Source organism: Streptomyces sp. NPDC096152 (assembly GCF_044763235.1).
Classification (GTDB): Bacteria; Actinomycetota; Actinomycetes; order Streptomycetales; family Streptomycetaceae; genus Streptomyces.
In genome coordinates this window covers 96,354-119,996 of the sequence record NZ_JBIWFW010000004.1, presented here as the reverse complement: position 1 = coordinate 119,996, position 23,643 = coordinate 96,354, and the positions used below count along the sequence as shown (strand labels likewise).

Annotated in this window: 19 protein-coding genes and 1 pseudogene; 8 read left to right on the top strand and 12 right to left on the bottom strand. The window is 71.5% G+C overall.

Annotation, left to right across the window (positions count from 1 at the left end; genetic code table 11):
- Window positions 1–17 precede the first annotated feature (17 nt).
- A complete protein-coding gene (locus ACIQ9G_RS15240; RefSeq protein WP_403608984.1) occupies window positions 18–428 on the top strand; it encodes a VOC family protein in 411 nt (136 codons plus the stop codon).
- Window positions 429–584: 156 nt separating this feature from the next.
- On the opposite strand, the gene ACIQ9G_RS15235 is transcribed toward ACIQ9G_RS15240, so the two are convergent.
- Window positions 585–1,943: an MFS transporter gene (locus tag ACIQ9G_RS15235; RefSeq protein WP_403608983.1), complete on the bottom strand. Its 1,359-nt coding sequence runs from the start codon at window positions 1,941–1,943 to the stop codon at window positions 585–587.
- Window positions 1,944–2,168: 225 nt separating this feature from the next.
- Window positions 2,169–2,834: a TetR/AcrR family transcriptional regulator gene (locus ACIQ9G_RS15230; RefSeq protein WP_403608981.1), complete on the bottom strand. Its 666-nt coding sequence runs from the start codon at window positions 2,832–2,834 to the stop codon at window positions 2,169–2,171.
- 142 nt (window positions 2,835–2,976) lie between these two features.
- On the opposite strand from ACIQ9G_RS15230, the gene ACIQ9G_RS15225 reads away from it, so the two are divergent.
- Window positions 2,977–3,855, top strand: coding sequence for a shikimate dehydrogenase (locus tag ACIQ9G_RS15225; protein WP_403608980.1), 879 nt, complete (start codon window positions 2,977–2,979; stop codon window positions 3,853–3,855).
- Window positions 3,856–3,904: 49 nt separating this feature from the next.
- Window positions 3,905–5,695, top strand: a complete 1,791-nt coding sequence (locus ACIQ9G_RS15220; protein WP_403608978.1) for a bifunctional sugar phosphate isomerase/epimerase/4-hydroxyphenylpyruvate dioxygenase family protein — start codon at window positions 3,905–3,907, stop codon at window positions 5,693–5,695.
- Between the two features lie 58 nt (window positions 5,696–5,753).
- Here the strand turns inward: ACIQ9G_RS15220 and gnd are convergent, their stop codons facing one another.
- Genes gnd through tkt form a run of 6 tightly spaced genes read right to left on the bottom strand, consistent with a single transcriptional unit; the run spans window position 5,754 to window position 14,222 of the window.
- The gene (gene gnd, locus ACIQ9G_RS15215; RefSeq protein ID WP_403608977.1) at window positions 5,754–6,638 is read right to left on the bottom strand and encodes a phosphogluconate dehydrogenase (NAD(+)-dependent, decarboxylating); all 885 of its coding nucleotides are present in this window, start codon (window positions 6,636–6,638) and stop codon (window positions 5,754–5,756) included.
- Window positions 6,639–6,644: 6 nt separating this feature from the next.
- Entirely contained in the window at window positions 6,645–8,291 is a 1,647-nt protein-coding gene (gene pgi / locus ACIQ9G_RS15210; RefSeq protein ID WP_403608976.1) for a glucose-6-phosphate isomerase, read from the bottom strand.
- A 1-nt stretch (window position 8,292) separates the two neighbouring features.
- Window positions 8,293–9,219, bottom strand: a complete 927-nt coding sequence (gene opcA / locus ACIQ9G_RS15205) for a glucose-6-phosphate dehydrogenase assembly protein OpcA (RefSeq protein WP_403608975.1) — start codon at window positions 9,217–9,219, stop codon at window positions 8,293–8,295.
- Entirely contained in the window at window positions 9,216–10,985 is a 1,770-nt protein-coding gene (zwf, locus tag ACIQ9G_RS15200) for a glucose-6-phosphate dehydrogenase (protein ID WP_403608974.1), read from the bottom strand. The genes opcA and zwf overlap by 4 nt, the downstream gene beginning before the upstream one ends.
- Window positions 10,985–12,127, bottom strand: a complete 1,143-nt coding sequence (gene tal, locus ACIQ9G_RS15195) for a transaldolase (protein ID WP_403608973.1) — start codon at window positions 12,125–12,127, stop codon at window positions 10,985–10,987. Before tal ends, zwf begins: the two co-directional genes overlap by 1 nt.
- A 19-nt stretch (window positions 12,128–12,146) precedes the next feature.
- Window positions 12,147–14,222, bottom strand: coding sequence for a transketolase (gene tkt / locus ACIQ9G_RS15190; RefSeq protein WP_403608971.1), 2,076 nt, complete (start codon window positions 14,220–14,222; stop codon window positions 12,147–12,149).
- Window positions 14,223–14,377: 155 nt separating this feature from the next.
- Here tkt and ACIQ9G_RS15185 point away from each other — a divergent pair, with 155 nt between their 5' ends.
- The gene (locus ACIQ9G_RS15185) at window positions 14,378–15,367 is read left to right on the top strand and encodes a helix-turn-helix domain-containing protein (protein ID WP_403608970.1); all 990 of its coding nucleotides are present in this window, start codon (window positions 14,378–14,380) and stop codon (window positions 15,365–15,367) included.
- Window positions 15,368–15,463: 96 nt separating this feature from the next.
- Here ACIQ9G_RS15185 and ACIQ9G_RS15180 read toward each other — a convergent pair whose 3' ends face one another.
- The 3 genes and pseudogenes from ACIQ9G_RS15180 to ACIQ9G_RS15170 all read right to left on the bottom strand — a co-directional run bounded on the left by ACIQ9G_RS15180 (window position 15,464) and on the right by ACIQ9G_RS15170 (window position 17,700).
- Window positions 15,464–15,613, bottom strand: a complete 150-nt coding sequence (locus tag ACIQ9G_RS15180) for a hypothetical protein (protein ID WP_403608969.1) — start codon at window positions 15,611–15,613, stop codon at window positions 15,464–15,466.
- Window positions 15,614–15,618: 5 nt separating this feature from the next.
- Window positions 15,619–16,623: pseudogene (locus ACIQ9G_RS15175) on the bottom strand (glycoside hydrolase family 16 protein); the annotation flags it as partial.
- Window positions 16,624–17,013: 390 nt separating this feature from the next.
- Window positions 17,014–17,700, bottom strand: coding sequence for a TetR/AcrR family transcriptional regulator (locus tag ACIQ9G_RS15170; protein WP_403608967.1), 687 nt, complete (start codon window positions 17,698–17,700; stop codon window positions 17,014–17,016).
- Window positions 17,701–17,975: 275 nt separating this feature from the next.
- On the opposite strand from ACIQ9G_RS15170, the gene ACIQ9G_RS15165 reads away from it, so the two are divergent.
- From ACIQ9G_RS15165 to ACIQ9G_RS15150, 4 genes are all read left to right on the top strand, one after another.
- Window positions 17,976–18,497 (top strand): hypothetical protein, encoded by a 522-nt coding sequence (locus ACIQ9G_RS15165; RefSeq protein ID WP_403608965.1) that lies wholly within the window; start codon window positions 17,976–17,978, stop codon window positions 18,495–18,497.
- A 139-nt stretch (window positions 18,498–18,636) separates the two neighbouring features.
- Window positions 18,637–19,827: an FAD-dependent monooxygenase gene (locus ACIQ9G_RS15160; RefSeq protein ID WP_403608963.1), complete on the top strand. Its 1,191-nt coding sequence runs from the start codon at window positions 18,637–18,639 to the stop codon at window positions 19,825–19,827.
- 157 nt (window positions 19,828–19,984) lie between these two features.
- Window positions 19,985–20,227: a hypothetical protein gene (locus tag ACIQ9G_RS15155; protein ID WP_403608961.1), complete on the top strand. Its 243-nt coding sequence runs from the start codon at window positions 19,985–19,987 to the stop codon at window positions 20,225–20,227.
- Window positions 20,224–21,573, top strand: coding sequence for a 6-phospho-beta-glucosidase (locus tag ACIQ9G_RS15150; protein ID WP_403608960.1), 1,350 nt, complete (start codon window positions 20,224–20,226; stop codon window positions 21,571–21,573). The genes ACIQ9G_RS15155 and ACIQ9G_RS15150 overlap by 4 nt, the downstream gene beginning before the upstream one ends.
- Before the next feature lie 284 nt (window positions 21,574–21,857).
- Here ACIQ9G_RS15150 and ACIQ9G_RS15145 read toward each other — a convergent pair whose 3' ends face one another.
- Window positions 21,858–23,546, bottom strand: coding sequence for a carbohydrate binding domain-containing protein (locus ACIQ9G_RS15145; RefSeq protein WP_403608958.1), 1,689 nt, complete (start codon window positions 23,544–23,546; stop codon window positions 21,858–21,860).
- Window positions 23,547–23,643 lie beyond the last annotated feature (97 nt).

The window sequence follows — 23,643 nt, the reverse complement described above, 5'->3', positions numbered from 1 at the left end:
GACGAGAAGAGGTACCCATGCCCGTCGGCGGCCGCAGTCACCTCCGTGTCGCCCGCCCCTCCCGGGACCTGGCCGCGGCCGAGCGGTTCTGGGTCGGAGGGCTCGGGCTGAACGTGCTCTGGCGGGCCGAGGGTGGCACCCGGCCCGGCGCGCACGACCTGCTGATGGTCGGCTGGCCCGACGCCGGCTGGCATCTGGAGCTCGTCCACGAACCCGCCCGGCCCGTCGAGCCCCGCCCCACCGAGGAGGACCTCCTCGTGGTCTACGTCGACGGCCCCGTGCCGGACGAACTGGTCGCCCGCCTCGAGGAGCACGGCGGCAGGCGGGTGGTGGCGCCCAACCCGTACTGGAACGAGTGGGGTGTCACCGTCGAGGATCCCGACGGCTACCGGCTGGTGCTGTGCCGGCGGTCGTGGTCCAACGCCTGACCACGGGCAAGGGGCGACGGGTAACGGGCAACAGAGGGCACGAAGCCCGGCGCCCACGGGCAAGGAGGTGCCTCCTGCCCGTGGGCGCCGTGCGTGCCGTATACGTCCTGCGCGCCGTGTGCGTCCTGTGTGCCGTACGCGCCGCGTACCGGCGGCTCAGGCCGACACCGCCTCCGGCTGGGACGCCGGCCGGCCGGTCCGCTCGCCGAGCAGTTCGGTCGGGACCCGGTGGGTCTCGCGGGCCGACAGCGCGGCGATCACCGGCGGGACGCACAGGGCCGCCGTGAACAGGGCCACCGACGACCAGTCGGTGCCGCCCGGACCGGCGATCTCGGCGGCGAAGGTGACCGCGAACCCGGCGACCGCGAAGCCGATCTGCGTGCCGATCGCCATGCCCGACAGCCGGACCCGGGTGGAGAACATCTCGCCGTAGAAGGAGGGCCACACGCCGTTCGCGGCGCTGTAGACGACACCGAAGGCGACGATGCCGAGGACGAGGGTCAGCGGGTAGGAGCCGGTGGAGATCGCCCACAGGTAGAGGAACATCGTCACCGCGCTGCCCGCCGCGCCGATCAGGTACACGGGGCGCCGGCCGATCCGGTCCGACAGCGTGGCCCACAGCGGGATGGCGCCGAGCGCGACGACGTTGGCGAGGGCACCCACCCACAGCATCGACGAGCGGGACATGCCGACCGCGTCGCTGGTCGCGTAGGCCAGCGCCCACACCGTGAAGATGGTGCTCACCGAGGCGACGAGCGCGCCCGCGACCACCCGCAGCACGTCCGCCCAGTGCTCGCGCAGCAGCACCGCCAGCGGCAGCCGGGCCACGCCCTCGACGGCGGCCTGCTGGGCGAACGCCGGGGTCTCCGCCAGCCTGCGGCGGATCAGGTAGCCGACGACGGCGACCGCGATGCTCAGCCAGAAGGGCAGCCGCCAGCCCCAGCTCAGCAACTGGTCCTCGGGCAGCGCGGCGACCGGGATGAACACGAGCGTGGCGATGAGCTGGCCGCCCTGGGTGCCGCTGAGGGTGAAACTGGTGAAGAAGCCGCGCCGGTCCGGCGGCGCGTGCTCCAGGCTCATGGAACTGGCGCTGGCCTGCTCGCCCGCCGCCGAGATGCCCTGCAGCACCCGGCACAGCACGAGCAGCACCGGGGCCGCGCCGCCGACCTGGCCCCGGGTGGGCAGACAGCCGATCAGGAAGGTCGACACGCCCATCAGGATCAGCGTGAAGACCATGATCTTCTTGCGGCCCAGCCGGTCGCCGAAGTGGCCGAGGAAGAACGCGCCGACCGGGCGGGCGGCGTAGGCGACGCCGAACGTGGCGAGCGACAGCAGGGTCGCGGTGGCCGGGTCGGAGGCGTCGAAGAAGACCTTCGGGAAGATCAGCGCGGCCGCGCTGCCGTAGATGAAGAAGTCGTAGTACTCCAGCGCGCTGCCGATCCAGGCGGCGGCCGCCGCCTTCTTCGGCTGGCCGGGCGGGGCGGTGGCGTCGTGGGGTGCGGCGGGGACGGACACGGCGGGCTCCTTCGGGGGGCTCCAACGTATGCGGAGAGAGCGGACGTCGAGAAGTGCCGGGTCCCTGGGGTGACGGGCCGGCCACACCGGGTGCGCGTCCCGGTTAATTAACCCACTGGGTAGTTAGTAGCGGTTGGCCAGTGATGTTGCGCCCACGTTTCCCGGGTGTCAAGAGGTCGTGCCGCGCCCGTGCGGAAACGCCGGCCGCGGAGGCCCGGCGCGGGCTCAGTCCGCGGCGCGGTCCGCCGTCAGATAGGCGATCACCATGTCGCCCAGCATGGTCCGGTAGTGCTCGCGCCGTGCCGGGTCGACGAGGTCGCGCCCGAACAGGGCGCCGAACGTACGCCGGTTGGCGACCCGGAAGAAGCAGAACGAGCTGATCATCGCGTGCAGGTCGACCGCGTCGACGTCCGCCGTGAACAGGCCCGACTCCTGGCCCGAGGCGAGGATCCTGCGGATCACGTCCAGCGCCGGCGAACCGATCCTGCCGAGCTTCTCCGAGGCGGCGATGTGCTCCGCCTCGTGGATGTTCTCGATGCTGACCAGGCGGATGAAGTCGGGGTGCTGCTCGTGGTGGTCGAAGGTCAGCTCGGCCAGCCGCCGGATGGCCGCGACCGGGTCCAGGTGGTCGACGTCGAGCTGCTGCTCGGCCTCGCGGATCACGCCGTAGGCCCGTTCCAGCACGGCTGTGAACAGCTGCTCCTTGCCGCCGAAGTAGTAGTAGATCATCCGCTTCGTGGTGCGGGTGCGGGCGGCGATCTCGTCCACGCGGGCGCCGTCGTAGCCGGCCCGGGCGAACTCCTGCGTGGCCACGTCGAGGATCTCGGCCTGGGTGCGGGCGGCGTCGCGGATGCGCCCGTTCGGTCGTGCCGGTTCGTCGACGCTGGTCATCACGTTCCTTCGGCGTAGGTCCAGTGCCGTGATTCTAGAAGCAGCGGGCGTCCCGGCCCCGAGGGTCTTCCCACGGGACTCGACGTGCTGATATAGCTAACGTACTAGTTCGTACATTAGGCGTCTGCCCAGGAGGTCAGCGGTGGCCAAGGACTCGTATCTCGTCGGTCTGATCGGTTCCGGCATCGGCCCGTCGCTCAGCCCGGCGCTGCACGAGCGGGAGGCGGACCGCCAGGGCCTGCGGCTGCTGTACCGGCTCCTCGACATCGACACCCTGGGTCTGCCGCCGGAGGCGGTGGGCGACCTGGTGCGCTCCGCCCGCACCCTGGGATTCGACGGGCTCAACGTCACCCACCCGTGCAAGCAGCTCGTCATCGGGCACCTGGACGCCCTCGCCCCGCAGGCCGAGGCGCTGGGCGCGGTCAACACCGTCGTCTTCGAGGACGGCCGCGCGATCGGGCACAACACCGACGTCACCGGCTTCGCCGCGTCCTTCGCCCGCGGGCTGCCCGACGCGCCGCTGGAGCGGGTGGTCCAGCTCGGCGCGGGCGGAGCCGGCGCCGCCGTCGCCCACGCCACCCTGACGCTCGGCGCCGAGCGGGTCACCGTCGTCGACGCCCTGCCCGAGCGGGCAGCCGCCCTCGCCGGCTCCCTCGCCCGCCACTTCGGCGCGGGACGGGCCGCCGCCGCGCCCCCCGACGCCCTCGCGGAACTGCTGACGCACGCCGACGGCATCGTGCACGCCACCCCCACCGGCATGGCCGCCCACCCCGGCCTGCCCTTCCCGGCCGAGCTGCTCCACCCCGGCCTGTGGGTCGCCGAGGTGGTCTACCGCCCGCTGGAGACCGAGCTGCTGCGCACCGCCCGCGCACGCGGCTGCGCCACGCTCGACGGCGGCGGTATGGCCGTCTTCCAGGCCGTCGACGCCTTCCGGCTGTTCACCGGGCGGGAACCGGACAGCGCGCGGATGCTGGCGGACATCGCCGAGCTGGCGGGCGGCGCGGTGGGGGCCGGGAAGTAGCGGGCGGCCGGAACACGGAAAGCCCGGAAGCCAAGGAGAGGTACTCAGGGTGCGTACGTCCATCGCCACCGTCTCGCTCAGCGGATCGCTCACCGAGAAGCTCGCGGCCGCGTCCCGGGCCGGCTTCGGCGGCGTCGAGATCTTCGAGAACGACCTGCTCGCCGGCCCCCTCGCCCCCGAGGAGATCCGCACGCGCTGCGCCGACCTCGGGCTGCGCATCGAGCTCTACCAGCCGATGCGCGACATCGAGGCCGTCCCCGCCGCGGAGTTCGCGCGCAACCTGCGCCGCGCCCGGCACAAGTTCGAGCTGATGCGCCGGCTCGGCGCCGACACCGTCCTCGTCTGCTCCAGCGTCTCCCCGTCGGCCGTCGACGACGACGCCCTCGCCGCCGCGCAGCTGAGCGAACTCGCCGACCTGGCACAGGACTTCGGCATCCGGGTCGCCTACGAGGCACTGGCCTGGGGCCGGCACGTCAGCACCTACGAACACGCCTGGCACATCGTCGAGGCGGCGGGGCACCCGGCGCTCGGCACCTGCCTGGACAGCTTCCACATCCTCTCCCGCGGCGGTGACCCCAAGGGCATCGAGGACATCTCCGGGGAGAAGATCTTCTTCCTCCAGCTGGCGGACGCCCCGCAGCTCGCGATGGACGTGCTCCAGTGGAGCCGCCACTACCGCTGCTTCCCCGGGCAGGGCGGCTTCGACGTCGCCGGGCTCGTGCGGCACGTGCTGCGCACCGGATACGACGGCCCGCTCTCCCTGGAGGTCTTCAACGACGTCTTCCGGCAGGCCGAGGCGGGCCCCACCGCCGTCGACGCGCACCGCTCGCTGCTCCTGCTCCAGGAGGCCGTGGGCGTCGCGGACATGCCCGCGCCCGTCGTCCCCACCGGCATCGCCTTCGCCGAGCTCCTCACCCCGGACGCCGAGCCGGTCGCCGCGGTCCTGGGCGCCCTCGGCTTCGCCCGCACGGCACGGCACCACGGCAAGCCCGTCGACCTCTGGCAGCAGGGCGAGGCCCGCATCCTCGTCAACACGGCGGGGGCGGCACGCCGCGACGGCACGCAGCTCGCCGCGATCGGGCTGGAGTCGCCGGACCCGGCGGCCGCGGCCCGCCGTGCCGAGGCCCTGCTCGCCCCGGTGCTGCCGCGCCGCCGCGGCCCGCACGACGCGCCGCTGGACGCGGTGGCCGCCCCCGACGGCACCGAACTCTTCTTCTGCGCCACCGGCCACCCCGAACTGCCCGACTGGCGTGCCGACTTCGACGCCCTGGGCACCGGCCGGCCGGAGACGGGCGTGACGTCCGTCGACCACCTCGCGCTCACCCAGCCCTGGCACCACTTCGACGAGGCGGCCCTCTTCCACCGCAGCGTGCTCGGGCTCGACGCCCGGGAGAGCGTCGACGTCGCCGACCCCTACGGACTGCTGCGCAGCCGGGCCGTCGGCAACACCGACGGCAGCGTCCGCATCGCCCTCTCCGTCGGCGCGGCGCCCACCGACGACACCGTCCACGCCCAGCACATCGCGCTGGCCACCGGCGACGTGGTCGCCGCCGCCGGCCGCTTCCGCGCGGCCGGCGGCCGCCTGCTGCGCATCCCGGCCAACTACTACGACGACCTGGCGGCCCGGTTCGAGCTGCCCGAGGAGGAGCTGGCGGCCTACCGCGACCTCGGCATCCTCTACGACCGGGACGCCGACGGCGCCTTCCGGCACTGCTACACCGAGACCGTCGGCCGGGTCTTCTTCGAACTCGTCCAGCGGGACCCCGGCCACCGCGGCTACGGCGCCCCGAACGCCTCCGTGCGACTCGCCGCCCAGCACGCGCAGCGCCCGGCGCGGTGAGGCGTCACCGCCCCGCCCGCGCCGGGCGCCCGTCCGGCCGGTAGGCCGACCTGCCCGGTCAGTCCTTCTTCGAGGACTCCACCGCGTGCCCGCCGAACTGGTTGCGCAGCGCGGCGATCATCTTCATCTGCGGGGAGTCGTCCTGGCGGGAGGCGAACCGCGCGAACAGGGACGCGGTGATCGCCGGCAGCGGCACCGCGTTGTCGACGGCCGCCTCGACGGTCCACCGGCCCTCGCCGGAGTCCTCGGCGTAGCCGCGCAGCTTGTCCAGGTGCTCGTCCTCGTCGAGGGCGTTGACCGCCAGGTCCAGCAGCCAGGAGCGGATGACGGTGCCCTCCTGCCAGGAGCGGAAGACCTCGCGGACGTTCTCCACCGAGTCGACCTTCTCCAGCAGCTCCCAGCCCTCGGCGTAGGCCTGCATCATGGCGTACTCGATGCCGTTGTGGACCATCTTGGCGAAGTGGCCCGCGCCGACCCGGCCGGCGTGGACGTAGCCGTAGGGGCCCTCCGGCTTGAGCGCGTCGAAGATCGGCTGGAGGCGGTCGACGTGCTCCTTGTCGCCGCCGACCATCAGCGCGTAGCCGTTCTCCAGGCCCCAGACGCCGCCGGAGACGCCGGCGTCGACGAAGCCGATCCGCTTGATGCCCAGCTCGGCGGCGTGCTTCTCGTCGTCGGTCCACCGGGAGTTGCCGCCGTCGACGACCGTGTCGCCCGGCTGGAGCAGGTCCCTGAGCTCGTCGACGACGGTCTGGGTGGCGGTGCCCGCCGGGACCATCACCCACACCACACGCGGGGCCTCGAGCTTCTCGACCAGCTCGGCGAGGCTGCTGACGTCGGAGAGTTCGGGATTGCGGTCGTAGCCGACGACGGTGTGGCCGGCGTTGCGGAGACGGTCCCGCATGTTGCCGCCCATCTTGCCGAGGCCGATCAAACCCAGCTGCATGTCAGTTCACTTCCTAAGCGTGCGGTACGCGGCCACGAGGGCGGCGGTGGACGGGTCGAGGCCGGGCACGTCGGCCCCCTCGGTGAGGGCGGGCTCGACCCGCTTGGCGAGGACCTTGCCGAGCTCGACGCCCCACTGGTCGAAGGAGTCGATGTTCCACACGGCCCCCTGGACGAACACCTTGTGCTCGTACAGCGCCACGAGCTGGCCGAGGACCGACGGGGTCAGCTCGGGGGCCAGGATCGTGGTGGTGGGCCGGCTGCCCCTGAAGACGCGGTGCGGCACCTGCTCCTCGGGCACTCCCTCGGCGCGTACCTGCTCCGGTGTCTTGCCGAAGGCGAGTGCCTGCGTCTGGGCGAAGAAGTTGGCCATCAGCAGGTCGTGCTGCGCCTTGAGTTCACCGCTGAGCTCGTCGACGGGGTTGGCGAAGCCGATGAAGTCGGCCGGGATGAGCTTGGTGCCCTGGTGGATGAGCTGGTAGTAGGCGTGCTGCCCGTTGGTGCCGGGCGTGCCCCACACGACCGGGCCGGTCTGCCACTCCACGGGCTCCCCGTCGCGCTGCACCGACTTGCCGTTGGACTCCATGTCCAGCTGCTGGAGGTAGGCGGTGAACTTGGACAGGTAGTGCGAGTACGGCAGGACCGCGTGCGTCTGCGCGTCGAAGAAGTCGTTGTACCAGATGCCCAGCAGGCCCATCAGCAAAGGCGCGTTGGCCTCGGCGGGGGCGGAGCGGAAGTGCTCGTCGACGACGTGGAAGCCGTCGAGCATCTCCCGGAAGCGGTCCGGGCCGATGGCGATCATCAGCGACAGGCCGATCGCGGAGTCGTAGGAGTAGCGTCCGCCGACCCAGTCCCAGAACTCGAACATGTTGTCCGGGTCGATCCCGAACCCGGCCACCTTCTCCGCGTTCGTCGACAGCGCCACGAAGTGCCGCGCCACCGCCTTCTCGTCGCCTCCCAGACCGGCCAGCAGCCAGGAACGCGCCGACGTGGCGTTGCTGATGGTCTCGATGGTGGTGAACGTCTTCGACGCGACGATGAACAGCGTCTCCGCCGGGTCCAGGTCACGGGTCGCCTCGTGCAGGTCCGAGCCGTCCACGTTCGACACGAACCGGACCGTCAACTCACGTGCCGTGAAGGTCCGCAGCGCCTCATAGGCCATCGCCGGGCCCAGGTCGGAGCCGCCGATGCCGATGTTGACGACGTTCCTGATTGGCCGCCCGGTGTGTCCGGTCCACTCGCCGGAGCGAACCCGCTCCGCGAAACCGGCCATCTTGTCCAGGACCGCGTGCACGGCGGGCACCACATTCTCCCCGCCGGCCTCGACCACCGCCCCACGCGGCGCACGCAGCGTCGTGTGCAGCACCGACCGGTCCTCCGTGACGTTGATCCGCTCACCACGGAACATCGCGTCCCGCAACCCGAACACATCCGTGGCCACAGCGAGTTCCTGCAACAGGGCGAGGGTCTCGTCGGTGACCAGATGCTTGGAGTAGTCGATGTACAGGTCCCCGACCCGGACCGTGTACCGCTCGGCACGGCCGGGGTCGGCAGCGAACAGCTCCCGCAGGTCCGGCTCGCGGAACGTGGTCGCGCGGTGGTCCTCCAGGGCGGTCCACTCGGGCCGCCGGGTGAGCTTGGGGGTGTCGGACATGTCAGACGGTCTCCTTGATGGCCTCGCCGCGCAGGGCGACGGCGTACATCTCGTCGGCGTCGAGGCGGCGGAGCTCCTCGGCGATGAGTTCGGAGGTGGCGCGGACCTTCAGCGCGAGGGTGCGCGAGGGCTGGCCCGGCAGGGTCAGCGTGGCCAGCGGGCCCTCCGGCCGGTCGATGACGATCTCGCCGTTCTCGGTACCGAGCCGTACGGCGGTGACGACGGGGCCGGCGGTGACCACGCGGTCCACCTCGACGCCCAGCCGTGCCTCGAGCCAGCGGGCGAGCAGTTCGGCGCTCGGGTTCTCGGCCTCCGCCTCCACGGCCGCCGAGGTCACCTTCACCCGGGCCTGGTCCAGGGCGGCGGCCAGCATCGAGCGCCACGGGGTGAGCCGGGTCCAGGCGAGGTCGGTGTCACCGGGTGCGTAGGAGCGCACCCGGGTCTCCAGGACCTCCAGCGGCCGCTCGACGGCGTACAGATCGGTGATCCGGCGCTGCGCCAGGGCGCCCAGCGGGTCCTGCGCGGGGTTCTCGGGCGCGTCCACCGGCCACCACACGACGACCGGAGCGTCCGGCAGCAGCAGCGGCAGCACCACGGAGTCGGCGTGGCCGGACACCTCGCCGTAGGTCCGCAGCACGACCGTCTCGCCGGTGCCGGCCTCGGAGCCGACCCGTACCTCCGCGTCCAGCCGCGAGTGCGTGCGGTCCCGCAGGGTGCGGGCGTGCCGCTTGATCACGACCAGGGTGCGCGAGGGGTGCTCGCGGGAGGCCTCCTCGGCCGCCTTGAGCGAGTCGTAGGCGTTCTCCTCGTCCGTGACGATGACCATCGTCAGGACCATGCCCACGGCCGGCGTGCCGATGGCCCGGCGACCGTGCACCAGCGCCTTGTTGATCTTGCTTGCCGTGGTGTCGATCAGGTCGATCTTCATGGCCTGCGCCAGCTCCGTCCGTCTCGTGCGAGCATCTCGTCGGCCTCCCGGGGACCCCACGTGCCCGCGGGGTACTGCGCCGGCCTGCCGTGCGTGTCCCAGTACTCCTCGATCGGGTCGAGGATCTTCCAGGACTCTTCCACCTCCTGGTGGCGGGGGAACAGGTTGGCGTCCCCGAGCAGCACGTCCAGGATGAGGCGCTCGTACGCCTCGGGGCTGGACTCGGTGAAGGACTCGCCGTAGGCGAAGTCCATCGTCACGTCCCGGATCTCCATGGAGGTTCCCGGCACCTTCGAGCCGAACCGCACCGTCATGCCCTCGTCCGGCTGGACGCGGATCACGATCGCGTTCTGGCCGAGCTCCTCGGTGGCCGTGGAGTCGAAGGGGGAGTGCGGGGCGCGCTTGAAGACCACCGCGATCTCCGTGACGCGGCGGCCGAGGCGCTTGCCGGTGCGCAGGTAGAAGGGGATGCCGGCCCAGCGCCGGTTGTCGATCTCCAGCTTCACGGCCGCGTAGGTGTCCGTCTTCGACTGCGGGTCGATGCCCTCCTCCTGGAGGTACCCGGCGACCTTCGCGCCGCCCTGCCAGCCGTCCGCGTACTGGGCGCGCACGGTGTGGGCGCCGAGGTCCTCCGGCAGCCGCACCGACTTCAGCACCTTGAGCTTCTCGGTGAGCAGCGCCTCCGCGTCGAACGCGATCGGCTCCTCCATGGCGGTGAGCGCCATCAGCTGCAGCAGGTGGTTCTGGATGACGTCGCGAGCGGCGCCGATGCCGTCGTAGTAGCCGGCCCGGCCGCCGATCCCGATGTCCTCGGCCATGGTGATCTGCACATGGTCGACGTACGACCGGTTCCAGACGGGTTCGTACATCTGGTTGGCGAAGCGCAGCGCCAGGATGTTCTGGACGGTCTCCTTGCCCAGGTAGTGGTCGATGCGGAAGACCTGCTCCGGGTCGAACACCTCGTGCACGATCCGGTTGAGCTCCCGGGCGGTGGCCAGGTCGCGGCCGAACGGCTTTTCGATGACCGCCCGCCGCCAGGCGCCCCGCGGGCCCTCCGCCAGGCCGTGCCTCTTCAGCTGCTGCACGACCTTGGGGAAGAACTTCGGCGGTACGGAGAGGTAGAAGGCGAAGTTGCCTCCGGTGCCGCGGGAGGCGTCCAGCTCCTCCACGGCCTGGCGAAGCTGCTTGAACGCCGTGTCGTCGTCGAAGTCGCCGGGGATGAACCGCATCCCCTCGGCGAGCTGCTGCCACACCTCCTCGCGGAACGGGGTCCGGGCGTGCTCCTTGACCGCGTCGTGCACGACCTGCGCGAAGTCCTGGTCCTCCCAGTCCCGCCGGGCGAAGCCGACGAGTGAGAAGCCCGGCGGCAGCAGGCCGCGGTTGGCCAGGTCGTACACGGCCGGCATCAGCTTCTTGCGGGACAGGTCGCCGGTCACGCCGAAGATGACGAGCCCGGACGGCCCCGCGATCCGCGGCAGCCGGCGGTCCCGCTCGTCACGCAGCGGATTCGCCCAGTCGGCGGCCGGGACGACCGGGACCCGGACGTCGGCCGCGGTGGCGCGGGACTTCGCGGCCTCGGTCCCGGCGGTCGCCGCCCGCGGCGCCTCGGCCGCGGCGCCCTCGCCCGGCACGGCGGCCGGTGACCCGGCGGCTTCGGTCCCGGCGGGGGCCGTGCCGGCCCCGGCGGTCTCCTCGTCGGCCGGTGCGCCGGCCGCTGCCGCCCCGGCGGCCCGCGTGGCCGCCGCCTCGGCGGGCTTCTTCGTCATTACGCGTCAACTCCCTTGCTGTTCAGGGACTTCGTTACCGCGTCCAGCAGGTCCTGCCAGGCCACCTCGAACTTGGCGACACCCTCGTCCTCGAGCTGCCGCACGATCTCGTCGTACGAGATCCCGAGCCGCTCGACGGCCGCGAGGTCGGCGCGGGCCCGGTCGTAGCCGCCGGTCACCGTGTCACCGGTGATCTCGCCGTGGTCGGCGGTGGCGCGGAGCGTGGCCTCCGGCATGGTGTTCACCGTGCCGGGAGCGACCAGCTCGTCCACATACAGGGTGTCCTTGTACGCCGGATCCTTCACCCCGGTGGAGGCCCACAGCGGACGCTGGGCGTTGGCCCCGGCACCGGCCAGGGCGAGCCAGCGCTCGCCGGCGAAGACCTCCTCGTGGGCCGCGTAGGCCAGCCGCGCGTTCGCCAGCGCCGCCCGGCCCTTCAGGGCGAGGGCCTCGTCCGTGCCGAGCAGTGTCAGCCGCTTGTCGATCTCGCTGTCGACCCGGGAGACGAAGAAGGAGGCGACGGAGTGGATGGCCGCCAGGTCGAGGCCCGCGGCCCGTGCCTTCTCCAGACCGGCGAGGTAGGCGTCCATCACCTCGCGGTAGCGCTCCAGGGAGAAGATCAGCGTCACATTGACACTGATACCCAGACCGACGACCTCCGTGATGGCCGGCAGGCCCGCCCGGGTGGCCGGTATCTTGATCATCACATTGGGGCGGTCCACCAGCCAGGCGAGCTGCTTGGCCTCGGCGACGGTCGCCGCGCTGTCGTGGGCGAGCCGCGGGTCGACCTCGATGGAGACCCGGCCGTCCCGGCCGCCGGTCGCGTCGTGCACCGGCCGCAGGACGTCGGCGGCGGCGCGCACGTCGGCGGTGGTCATCATCCGTACGGCCTCGTCGACCGTCACGCCGCGCACCGCCAGGTCGGCGAGCTGCTCCTCGTAGCCCTCTCCGGAGCCTATCGCGGCCTGGAAGATCGACGGGTTGGTGGTGACGCCCACGACGTGCCGCGACGCCACGAGCTCGGCCAGGTTGCCCGAGGTGATCCGCCTGCGCGACAGGTCGTCCAGCCAGATGGACACGCCCTCGTCGGACAGGCGCTTGAGCGCTCCCGCGGTCGCGGTTGCTTCGGTCACAGTGATCATCTTCCTTGTCGCGTTCGGATCAGGCGCGTGCGGCGGCCAGCGACTCGCGGGCCGCCGCGACGACGTTCTCGGGGGTGAAGCCGAATTCGGTGAACAGGGTCCCGGCGTCGGCGGAGGCACCGAAGTGCTCGAGGGAGACGACGCGTCCGGCGTCGCCCACGTAGCGGTACCAGGTCAGGGCGATGCCCGCCTCGACGGCGACGCGCGCCCGCACCGACGGGGGCAGCACGCGCTCGCGGTACGCCCGGGGCTGCTCCTCGAACCACTCCACGGACGGCATCGACACCACCCGGGCGCCGATTCCCTCGGCCCCCAGCAGCTCGCTCGCGGCGACGGCGAGCTGCACCTCGGAGCCGGTGGCGAGCAGCACCACGTCCACGGTCCCGGTGGGGGACTCCCGCAGCACATAGCCGCCCCGGGCCGCGTCCGGGTTCGGCGCGTACGTCGGCACACCCTGGCGGGTGAGCGCGAGGCCGTGCGGGGCCGGCTCGGTGGAGTGGCGCCTCAGGATCTCGCGCCAGGCGATCGCGGTCTCGTTCGCGTCGGCCGGGCGGACGACGTTCAGGCCCGGGATCGCGCGCAGCGAGGCCAGGTGCTCGACCGGCTGGTGGGTGGGGCCGTCCTCGCCGAGGCCGATGGAGTCGTGCGTCCAGACGTACGTCACCGGAAGCTGCATCAGGGCGGACATGCGCACGGCGTTGCGCATGTAGTCGGAGAAGACCAGGAAGGTGCCGCCGTAGACGCGGGTGTTGCCGTGCAGGGCGATGCCGTTCATCTCCGCGGCCATGGAGAACTCGCGGATGCCGAAGTGCACGGTGCGGCCGTACGGGTCGGCGTCCGGCAGCGGGTTGCCCTCGGGCAGGAAGGACGACGTCTTGTCGATGGTGGTGTTGTTCGAGCCGGCCAGGTCGGCGGAGCCGCCCCACAGTTCGGGGAGGACCGCGCCGAGCGCCTGAAGGACCTTGCCGGAGGCCGCGCGGGTGGCGAGCGCCTTGCCCTCCTCGAAGACCGGCAGGGCGTCCTCCCAGCCCTCGGGCAGCTTCCCGGCGACGACCCGGTCGAACAGTTTCGCGCGCTCGGGTTCGGTGCCGCGCCACTCGGCGATCCGCTTGTCCCAGGCGGCGTGCGCCTCGGCGCCCCGGTCGAGGGCCCGCCGGGCGTGGGCGAGGACCTCGCCGTCGACCTGGAAGGACCGCTCGGGATCGAAGCCGAGGAGGCGCTTGGTGGCGGCGACCTCCTCCGCGCCGAGCGCGGAGCCGTGCGCGGCCTCGGTGTTCCGCGCGTTCGGGGCCGGCCACGCGATGATCGTGCGCATCGCGACGATCGAGGGGCGTCCCGTCTCGGCCTGGGCCGCCCGCAGCGCCGTGTACAGCGCGGGCACGTCGATGTCGCCGTCCTCGGCGGGCTCCACGCGCTGCGTGTGCCAGCCGTAGGCCTCGTAGCGCTTCAGCACGTCCTCGGAGAAGGCGGTGGCCGTGTCGCCCTCGATGGAGATGTGGTTGTCGTCGTAGAGGAAGACCAGGTTGCCGAGCTTCTGGTGGCCGGCGAGCGAGGACGCCTCCGCGGAGACGCCCTCCTCCAGGTCGCCGTCGGACACGATCGCCCAGATCGTGTGGTCGAAGGGGGACTCGCCCGCGGGCGCCTGGGGGTCGAACAGGCCGCGCTCGTAGCGGGCGGCCATCGCCATGCCGACGGCGTTGGCCACGCCCTGGCCGAGCGGTCCTGTGGTGGTCTCCACCCCGGCCGTGTGCCCGTACTCGGGGTGACCGGGCGTCTTCGACCCCTGGGTGCGGAACGCCCTCAGGTCGTCCAGCTCCAGCTCGTACCCGGACAGGAAGAGCTGCGTGTAGAGGGTCAGCGAGGTGTGACCGGGGGAGAGGACGAAGCGGTCACGGCCGGTCCACTCCGGATCGCCCGGGTCGTGACGCATCACCTTCTGAAAGATCGTGTATGCGGCAGGGGCGAGGCTCATCGCGGTGCCGGGGTGACCGTTGCCGACCTTCTGCACCGCGTCGGCCGCCAGAATGCGGGCGGTGTCGACGGCACGCCGGTCGAGTTCGGTCCACTCCAAGCGGTCGGATGTCTGCGTGCTCATCTTCAAGAAGTCCTCGAAAGGTCGCGGATTTGCTGCCGGACGCGTTCAAACTTAAAAGTCTGACTTTTTCGCGGGAAGGTCTCTCTGTGTCAGCCTGTGGTGAAAGTGGGACACGCTGAGGGATCGGCGGGCGAGCGGGACGGCACGAGAAGGACATGGCGGACAGAACCATCCGAGGCGGAGTCGCGGACGAAGACCGTGACCGGGACGGACCGCGGGACGGAGACCGGAACGGACTCCGGGGCGAAGACGGAGCGGGGGACGAATGCGGCGTTGAGGACGGCGTCGGGATCAGAACCTTCCCCTTCCCGGTCGAGCTCGGCGTCCGCGGCGTCGGCATGCAGATCGGCCCCATGGGCGCGGGCCGCACCTGGCACGCCGAGGCGCCCCTGCACCGGGTCCACCGCATCGACTTCCACGTGGTCATGCTCTTCAGCCACGGACCCGTACGGCACATGATCGACTTCGCCGAGTACGAGGCCGGGGCCGGCGACGTGCTCTGGATCCGCCCGGGACAGGTCCACCGCTTCTCGCGGACGAGCGAGTACCGCGGAACCGTCCTGACCATGCAGCCCGGATTCCTGCCCCGCACCACCGTCGAGGCCACCGGTCTGTACCGCTACGACCTGCCGCCACTGCTGCGGCCCGACGACGCACAGCTCGCCGGCCTGCGGGCCGCGCTGGCGCAACTGCAACGCGAGTACGAGGACACCGCGACGCTGCCGCCGAGCCTGCACGCCTCGGTGCTGCGCCACTCGCTCACCGCGTTCCTGCTGCGCCTCGCGCATCTCGCGGAGAGTTCGGCCCGGTCGGCGCCGCAGCAGGACGACACGACCTTCACCCGCTTCCGGGACGCCGTCGAGCGGGACTTCGCCACCAATCACAGCGTCAGCGCCTACGCCGACGCCCTCGGCTACTCCCGCCGTACCCTCGTGCGCGCGGTCCGCGCGGCCACCGGCGAGACGCCCAAGGGCTTCATCGACAAGCGGGTCGTGCTGGAGGCCAAGCGCCTGCTCGCCCACACCGACCTGCCGATCGGCCGGATCGGCGCCGCCGTCGGCTTCCCCGACGCGGCGAACTTCTCCAAGTTCTTCCAGCTGCACACGGGACGGACCCCGGTAACCTTCCGCGCCGAACTGCGCTGAGCGCGCCGCCCGTTGCCAGGCCCCTGGTGGCAGCCGGGCGTGGGAAGGGCCCCACGCGGACGCGTGGGGCCCCTGTCTCTCACGGGGTGGTGGCGGTCAGCGGCCGACGTCGAACCGGCCGACGTCGAACCGGCCGACGTCGAACCGGTCGGCGTCGAACCGGTCGGCGTCGAACCGGTCGGCGTCGGCGAAGTCGGCCCGCTGCCCGCTCGTGCGGGTGAGGTGCACGTCGTGGGTGCCGGTCATTACGGTCCGGAGGACTGGAGCACCTGGACGTAGTCCACCACCATTGGGTGGCCGGGCTCGGTTCCCCGGTCCGGGCCGCCGCCGTAGGCGTCCGGGAAGCCGCCGCCCATCGCCACGTTCAGGATGATGAAGAACCCGTGGGCGGTAGCGTTGTTCCAGGTCGTGGCATCCATCTGGGTGGACTTCACGGTGTGGAAGTTGACGCCGTCGAGGTAGAAGCGGATCTCCTCGGGGCTGGTCGAGCGGTCCCACTCCATGGAGTACGTGTGGAAGCCGGCCTGGCAGGTGGTGCCTGTACAGGAGGTGTTGCCGCCTATGCCCGACGTCTCGTTGCAGGGGCCGCCCGGGTTGGTGCCGCAGTGCATCGTGGCCCAGTCGGTGTTGAGGCCCTGGACGTTCTCCATGACGTCCAGCTCACCGACGCCCGGCCAGTTCTGGTAGTTGCCGCGGAACGGCGCCCCGAGCATCCAGAACGCCGGCCAGTAGCCCTTGGCGGCGGCGCCGGTGACGTTCGGGAGCTGGATGCGGGCCTGGACCCGCAGCTTGCCGCCCGCCGGGGGCTGGAAGTCGGTGCGGTTGGTCTCGATGCGGCCCGAGGTCCATTTGCCGGAGACGCTGCGGCGCGGGGTGATGAGCAGGTTGCCGCTGCCGTCGAGTGCGACGTTGCTGGTGCTCGAGGTCATCGTCTCGACCTCGCCGGTACCCCAGTTGGCGGCGCCACCGGGGTACGAGGTGCCGGTGTCGTACTGCCAGTTGGTGGTGTTGACGCCCGACCCCGCGGCGCCGTCGAAGTCGTCCAGGAACACCTGCGTCCAGCCGGACGGCGGCGTGGGCGCCGACGCGTCGGCGGGCGGCGTCGCGGCGGTGGTGACGGCCGCGGCGAGACCGAGCGTGCCGAGGGCGGCGATGAGCCTGCGCCGCAGCGAACGCCGTCCGCGACGCGCGCCGGAGGGTGCGCCCGAAGGCCTGTCGAAGGGGATGCCGGAAGGTGTGCCGGATGGGTCGCTCATGGGGGCCTCTCGGGTACGGAGTGGGTGCGCGGGTGCCTCGTCCGGAGAGCGTCGGCCGATGCCTGAGAGCGCTCTCATGCTTGTTTGCGCCGCCAATGTGCTCTCGGCCGCCCCTATCGTCAAGGCTTAAAACAAGGAAAGGCATTCATCGAGAGGGAAGTTCAGGTGATGAAGACCGGGATTTCCCAGATGTCGCCCTGCCCCCACCTGTCACTGTCGTGCGGTTGGCCCGGCCCCGCTCCGTGCCCGACGGGCGGACCCGGGTCGGCGGGGTCCCTCCGGACTGGGCCGCGACCTCCGCCGTCCTGGGCGCTCCCATTCGCGGAACCCGCGCCGGTCGCAGCGTTGCTCGGTCGAGCCCGGCTGAGGCAGTGGCAGCGTGCGGCCGACTCACCCGCCCGGCGATCCATCCCGGTCTGCGGGCGCGGATCCGGTCGTGACGGGGAGGTGGCCGTGCAGGAGCAGGCTGACGAGCTGGTCCACCACCGCCTCGCCCGGCGGTGTACGGTTCACCGCTGCCAGGTACACGACCGCCCCGGAGTAGATGTCGACCATCAGTGACGTATCGGTGTCCGGCGGCAACCGGCCTTCGATGCGGGCCCGCTCCAGCAGGTTCACGACCGACGCGCGGCGGGGCTCGATGAGCTCGGCGAAGGCTCCCGTGCCGGTGGGATCCTCGATCACGTCGGCGAGGAGCGCCGGGAGGATCAGGCAGGTGGGCATGGCGGAGACGAGCTCGATCGTGAGACGGACGGCGGTGCGCAGGTCGGCTTCGAGGTCGCCGGTCTCGTTGATGGGAGGGAGCGGGACCTTGCCGGCGAGGGCCTCGATCACGAGTGCGGCCTTGTTCGGCCACCACCGGTAGATGGTGGCCTTGCTGACTCCGGCCCGCCGGGCGACCCCCTCGAACGCCAGACGTTGGTACCCGACCTCGCCGAGAAGATCTTTGGTGGCTCGGAGTACGGCCTCGTGAGGCTCGCGGCGGCGCCGCCGCGAGTCAGGTGTGCTGCGGTCGGGCTGGGCGCGCTCGGGAGACGATGCGCTCTGACGGCCGTCCTGGGGCCTGAGGGTGTCCACCGCATGCCTCCCTTGTGAGCCCACTGGCACCCCGTTGACTTGGCCCGAAAAGCAGTCCTATCCTTGACGAAACGGGGCGTTTCGTACTGTATACCCCGTTTGGTAATTTAATAGTAAGATCCGGAAGCCCGTCTGGGAACTACTGCAACCGTGTTCAGCACGGTCGGGCGGGCCGATCACTTCGCGTCAGACCCGCGCGCAGGATCTGGCGCACATGGGCGATTCACGAGTGCCCGAGATCCTTGTTTCGACCCCCCCGGAAGGGGGACATCATCATGCGCGCAACCAAGAGCAGGATGCGGCGCATCGCCGCTGCGGTCTGCACGGCGCCCCTCCTTGCCATCGCGGCGGGAGCCGGCGCTGCCAGCGCGGCCGCTTTCCCCTCGTCGTCCCATGTCGCTTCCGCTCCCACTCACGACAGCAAGTTCCGTTCGGACTTCTGCTCCTTCCGTGGCGGCTGGGGCTGGGACTGCTGCGACGGCTGGGGCTGGGGCTGGGGCTGGGGAGACCGTTGCTTCTTCGGCGACGGCTGGGGCTGGGGCTGGGGCTTCGACCACGGCTTCGACCACGACCACGGCTTCGGCGGTGACCACGGCGGTGACCACGGCGGTGACCACGGCGGTGGCTACGGCGGCGGCGGTGACCACGGCGGTGGCGGTGGCTACGGCGGCGGCGGTGACCACGGCGGTGGCGGTGGCTACGGCGGCGGCGGTGGCGGCGGCTACGGCGGCGGCGGTGGCGGCGGCTACGGCGGCGGCGGCGGTGGCGGCGGTGGCGGCGGCGGTGGCGGGCACTGACGCTCCGGCGCAGTGAGCTCGCGATCAACCTGCTGCAGTCCTATGATCGCCACATCCGGATGCCCGGACACTTCGGGCATCCGGACCTTTCTGGGCAGTAGACCTCCTATCCGACCGATATCCGGGGTGGTGCGTAGCGGTGAGGATCGTGTGCGTCGGTGCGGGGCCCGCGGGGCTGTACTTCGCGATCTCGGCCAAGTTGCGCAATGCCGGGCACGAAATCACGGTGTATGACCGTGACCCGCCCGCGGCCACCTACGGCTGGGGCGTCGTGTACTGGGACGACCTGTTGGACGTCCTCTACCGCAATGATCCGGAAAGCGCCCGGGAGATCGATGCCAAGTCCGTGCTGTGGCAGGACCAGGAGGTGCGCGTGCACGGCCCGGACGGCGAGCAGACGGCCTACTTCGGGGGTTACGGATACAGCATGAGCCGAGCCGACCTGCTGGACATCCTGGCCCGGCGTGCCGTGCAGCTCGGTGTCGACGTCCAGTACGGCCACCGCGTCGCAGATCTCTCGACGCTTCCCGAAGCGGACCTTCTCGTCGCTGCCGACGGCGCGAACAGCGGGATCCGGGGCCAGAGCCCGGCGTTCGGAACTCGCATCGAGGTCGGTCTCAACCCCTACATCTGGCTCGGCACGGACCAGGCGTTCCGCAGCTTCGTGTTCAGCTTCGAGCGGACGTCCGCGGGATGGATCTGGTTTCACGCCTACCCCTCGGTCGCCGGAATCAGCACCTGCATCGTCGAATGCTCACCACAGACCTGGCACGGTCTGGGGCTCGACGTGCTGGACCGCGACCAGGGAGTGCGACTCCTGGAGGACATCTTCAAGCGCCCGCTCGACGGCCACCGCCTGATCAGCCGGTCACGGGGTGCACCGGCGCACTGGCAGCGCTTCGCGCACGTGACCAACGAGACCTGGTACCACGGCACGACGGTGCTCGTCGGCGACGCTGCCCACACCACCCACTTCACACTGGGTTCGGGCACCAGACTGGCAATGATCGATGCGATCGTCCTCGCACACAGCCTGCAGACATATGCGGACGTGGAGGAGGCGCTGCGGGAGTACGACCGCCATCGCCGCGCGGAACTCCATCCGGTGCAGGCGGCCTCGCGTACGAGCATGACGTGGTTCGAGCACGTGGACCAGTACGTCGACCGCGACGCTGTGGCGTTCGCGCATGCCATGTCGGTACGCCACGGCGGGCAGACCCCCTGGCACCTTCGACTCCACCTCGCCACTCAGATCGCTGCGGTACGCACGGCACGGCGCGCCTTTTCCTCTGGCCGACGCTGGTACCTCGCCCGCCGGCGGGGCGGCTGAAAGACGACCGATCACGTGGAGCCGGTCGACCACCGTGCCCGTCCGGACTCGATCAGCAGGGAAGCCGTCACGGCCGGCTTGATCTTCATGAACTGTCCGCCGTGCCGCTTCCTCCCCGTCGACGGCCCGGCCGGCCGCCGCTCCCTGATGCGTCGTCATGGCGAAGCGCCTGGGCCGCGGGGCCGCCGAGCTGCGGACCACCGTCGAGGACCTGCGGCACCACGACATCGAACTCGAACTCCTCACCCCGGCCCCCTCCAAGGCGCGCCTCCCGGGATCGACCATCATGGCGCACAGGGTGCACGCGGGTGCCGAGGCGGTCGCGGGTGCGGATCGCACGCTGATGCGCACGGGTGCCGAGGCGGTCGCGGCGGTCGCGGCGGGAAGGGTGCGGTTGTGAGGCTGACGATTCTGGGCGGCGGCGGATTCCGGGTGCCGCTCGTGTACGGGGCGCTCCTCGGCGACCGCGCCGAGGGGCGGGTCACCCGGGTCGTGCTGCACGACCTCGACGCGGGTCGGCTGAACGCGGTGGCCCGGGTCCTCGCCGAGCAGGCGGCGGGAGTGCCGGACGCGCCCGAGGTCACCGCCACGACCGATCTGGACGAGGCCCTGCGCGGCGCCGACTTCGTCTTCTCCGCGATCCGCGTCGGCGGCCTGGCGGGGAGGGCGGAGGACGAGCGGGTGGCGCTGGCCGAGGGCGTCCTCGGTCAGGAGACGGTCGGCGCGGGCGGCATCGCCTACGGGCTGCGGACCGTGCCCGTCGCCGACGGCATCGCCCGGCGCGTGGCCCGGCTCGCCCCCGACGCCTGGGTCATCAACTTCACCAACCCCGCGGGCATGGTCACCGAGGCCATGTCCCGTCACCTCGGCGACCGCGTCATCGGCATCTGCGACTCCCCGGTCGGCCTCGGCCGGCGGATCGCGCGCGTGCTCGGCGTGCGGCCCGAGGAGGCGTGGGTCGACTACGCGGGCCTCAACCACCTCGGCTGGGTGCGCGGCCTGCGCGTCGCCGGCCGCGACGAACTCCCGCGTCTGCTGGCCGACCCCGGTCTGCTCGGCTCCTTCGAGGAGGGCAGGCTCTTCGGCGCCGAATGGCTGCGGTCGCTGGGCGCGATCCCCAACGAGTACCTGCACTACTACTACTTCAACCGCGAGACCGTACGCGCCTACCAGGAGGCCGGGCAGACCCGCGGCGCCTTCCTGCGCGACCAGCAGGCCCGTTTCTACGCGGAGGCGCGCGACCCGGACGTGTCGGCGCTGGCCGTCTGGGACCGTACCCGGGCCGAGCGCGAGGCCACCTACATGGCGGAGAACCGGGAGACGGCCGGTGCGGGCGAGCGTGAGGCCGACGACCTGTCCGGCGGGTACGAGAAGGTGGCCCTGGCCCTGATGCGGGCCATCGCCCGGGACGAACGCGCGACGCTGATCCTCAACGTCCGCAACCGCGGCACCTTGCCGGTGCTGGACTCCGAGGCGGTCGTCGAGGTCCCGTGCCTGGTCGACGCGAACGGCGCGCACCCGGTCGCGGCCGATGCGCTGCCCGGTCATGCGGCGGGCCTGGTCTGCGCGGTCAAGGCGGTCGAGCGCGAGGTGCTCTCGGCCGCCGCGTCGGGCTCGCGCGCGACGGCGGTGAAGGCCTTCGCGCTGCACCCGCTCGTCGACTCGGTGAACGTGGCCCGCAGACTGGTCGACGGCTATCGCGCCGTCCACCCCGGCCTGGCCTACCTCGGCCGGGACCGGTCGTAGGCGGCGGCGCGGGCACGTCGGTCGGGCACCTTCGGGAAGTGGACCCCCGCCGGCGGGGTTCCGCCGGGCGGTCGGTCGCTCCCCCGTAACAGCGACCGACCGCCCAGGCCCCCCGTGATCCCCCGTGGTCCCCCGTGGTCCCCCGTGATCCCCGCTTCCCCCGTGCCTTTCATTCCTTTAGAGCGGGCGGTCGGCCCCCTGATACACCCCCGCCGAGGAAAAGTCCCCCGGACCGGGATCAGGGGGGCTCTTCCTCAAGACGCTTTGTGCGGGGTGCGGTTGGCTCAGCCGGTGAAGCCGGCGGTGATGGACGTGAACTGCCAGGTGCTCTGGTCGATGCCGGAGCAGTTGCTCACCACGCCGCCGCCGGGGCAGGGCCGGTCGCGGTTGACCGCCCAGTAGGCGAGCCGGGCGATGTGGTGGGTGTTGGCCCAGTCGCGGATCTGGGTCCAGATCGCCGGGGTGGTGTTCTCCTGCTGGTCGGACAGGCCGTTCATGCCGGAGACGCCGATGTGCGCGTAGGCCGTGGCGTCGTCCCAGCCGAAGGTCGACTTGAGCTTGGCCTTGAGGCCCTCGGTGGCGTTGACCGTGTTGCCGTACATGTCGGAGCCGCCGCCGAAGTCGAACGGCATGATCGTGAAGACGTCGATGTTCGCGCCCAGCGACTGCGCCTGCTCGATGAGCCGGTTGCCGTAGTACGTCGGCCCGGTCGTCGAGGTGCCGAAGGTGACGATCGTCCGCAGACCGGGGTTGTTGGCCTTGACGGTCTTCAGCGCGGTGAGGATCTTCGCCTGGACGGCCTCGTTCTCGAACTCGTCCGTGTTCTCGATGTCCATGTCGATCGCCTTGAGGCCGTAGGCGTCGATCACCTTCTGCAGCGCCCCGGCCAGCGCGCTCGCCGAGGAGCAGTTGGCGCCGAGCTTGCTGCCCTGCCAGCCGCCGAACGACGGGACGATGTCACCGCCCGCGGAGCGGATCTGGTTGATGACGCTCTGGTCGGTGCCGCCGGTGAGCGGACGGCTGCCGTCCCAGGCGGGGTTGCAGCCGCCGGAGTCCAGCATGAACGCCATCGTGTACCACTTGATCCCGGTCGCGCTCATCACCGAGGTCGCGCTCGGCGGGTCGCCCCAGCCGAGGTAGAGGTAGGGCGCGGCCTGCTTGAAGCCGGTGCCGCCGCCGGTGCCCGCGTCCGTCGTGACGCTCACGGAGTTCGAGGCCGCCGAGGTGTTTCCGGCCGCGTCCCGCGCCTTCACGGTGAAGGCGTAGGAGGTGCTCGGCGACAGCCCGCCGACCGTGGCGCTCGTGCCGGAGACGCTGAGCACGTTGTTCGAGCCGCTGTAGACGTCGTACGCCGTCACGCCCACGTTGTCCGTCGCGGCGTTCCACTTCAGCGACACGCTCGACGACGTCCGGCCCGTGGAGGTCAGGCCGCTGGGCGCGGTCGGCGCCTGGGTGTCCGAGCCGCCACCGCCGCCGCCCGGGCCGTCCAGGCTGATGTCGTCGGCGTAGTAGGTCCCCTGGGCGTACCAGCCGTGGACGTAGATCGTGGCGCTCGTCTGGGCTGCGCCGGTGGTGAAGGACACCGACAGCCGGCTGTACGCCGACGGGGACGTCGTCCAGGTCGAGGCGCCGCCGTTCACGCCGAGGTAGACGTAGGAGCCGCGCACCCAGCCCTGCAGCGTGTACGTCGTGTTCGGCTGGACCGAGACGGTCTGGCTGCACTGGGCGTTGTCGCTCGACGTCACCGCGCCGGAGAGCGCCTTGGTGCCGCCTTGCACGGGGGAGGAGACGACCGAGCCGAGGTTCCCGGTGCAGGACCAGGGGGACAGCCCGCCCGACTCGAAGCCGGGGTTGGAGAGGATGTTGGCCGCGTGGGCCGTGCCGGGGAGGGCGATGGCCCCGGCCAGGGCGAGGGCCGCGGAGCCCAGCAGGGCGAGAAGTCGACGTCTGTGACGTCCGGGTGTGTTGCGCACGCGATCTCCCTGATGAAAGTGGGGTGTTCGGGAGGCACAGCTGAAGTGCAATGGTGCGCAACCAAGTTGGTATGGACCAATCCCGGTGTCAAGACGC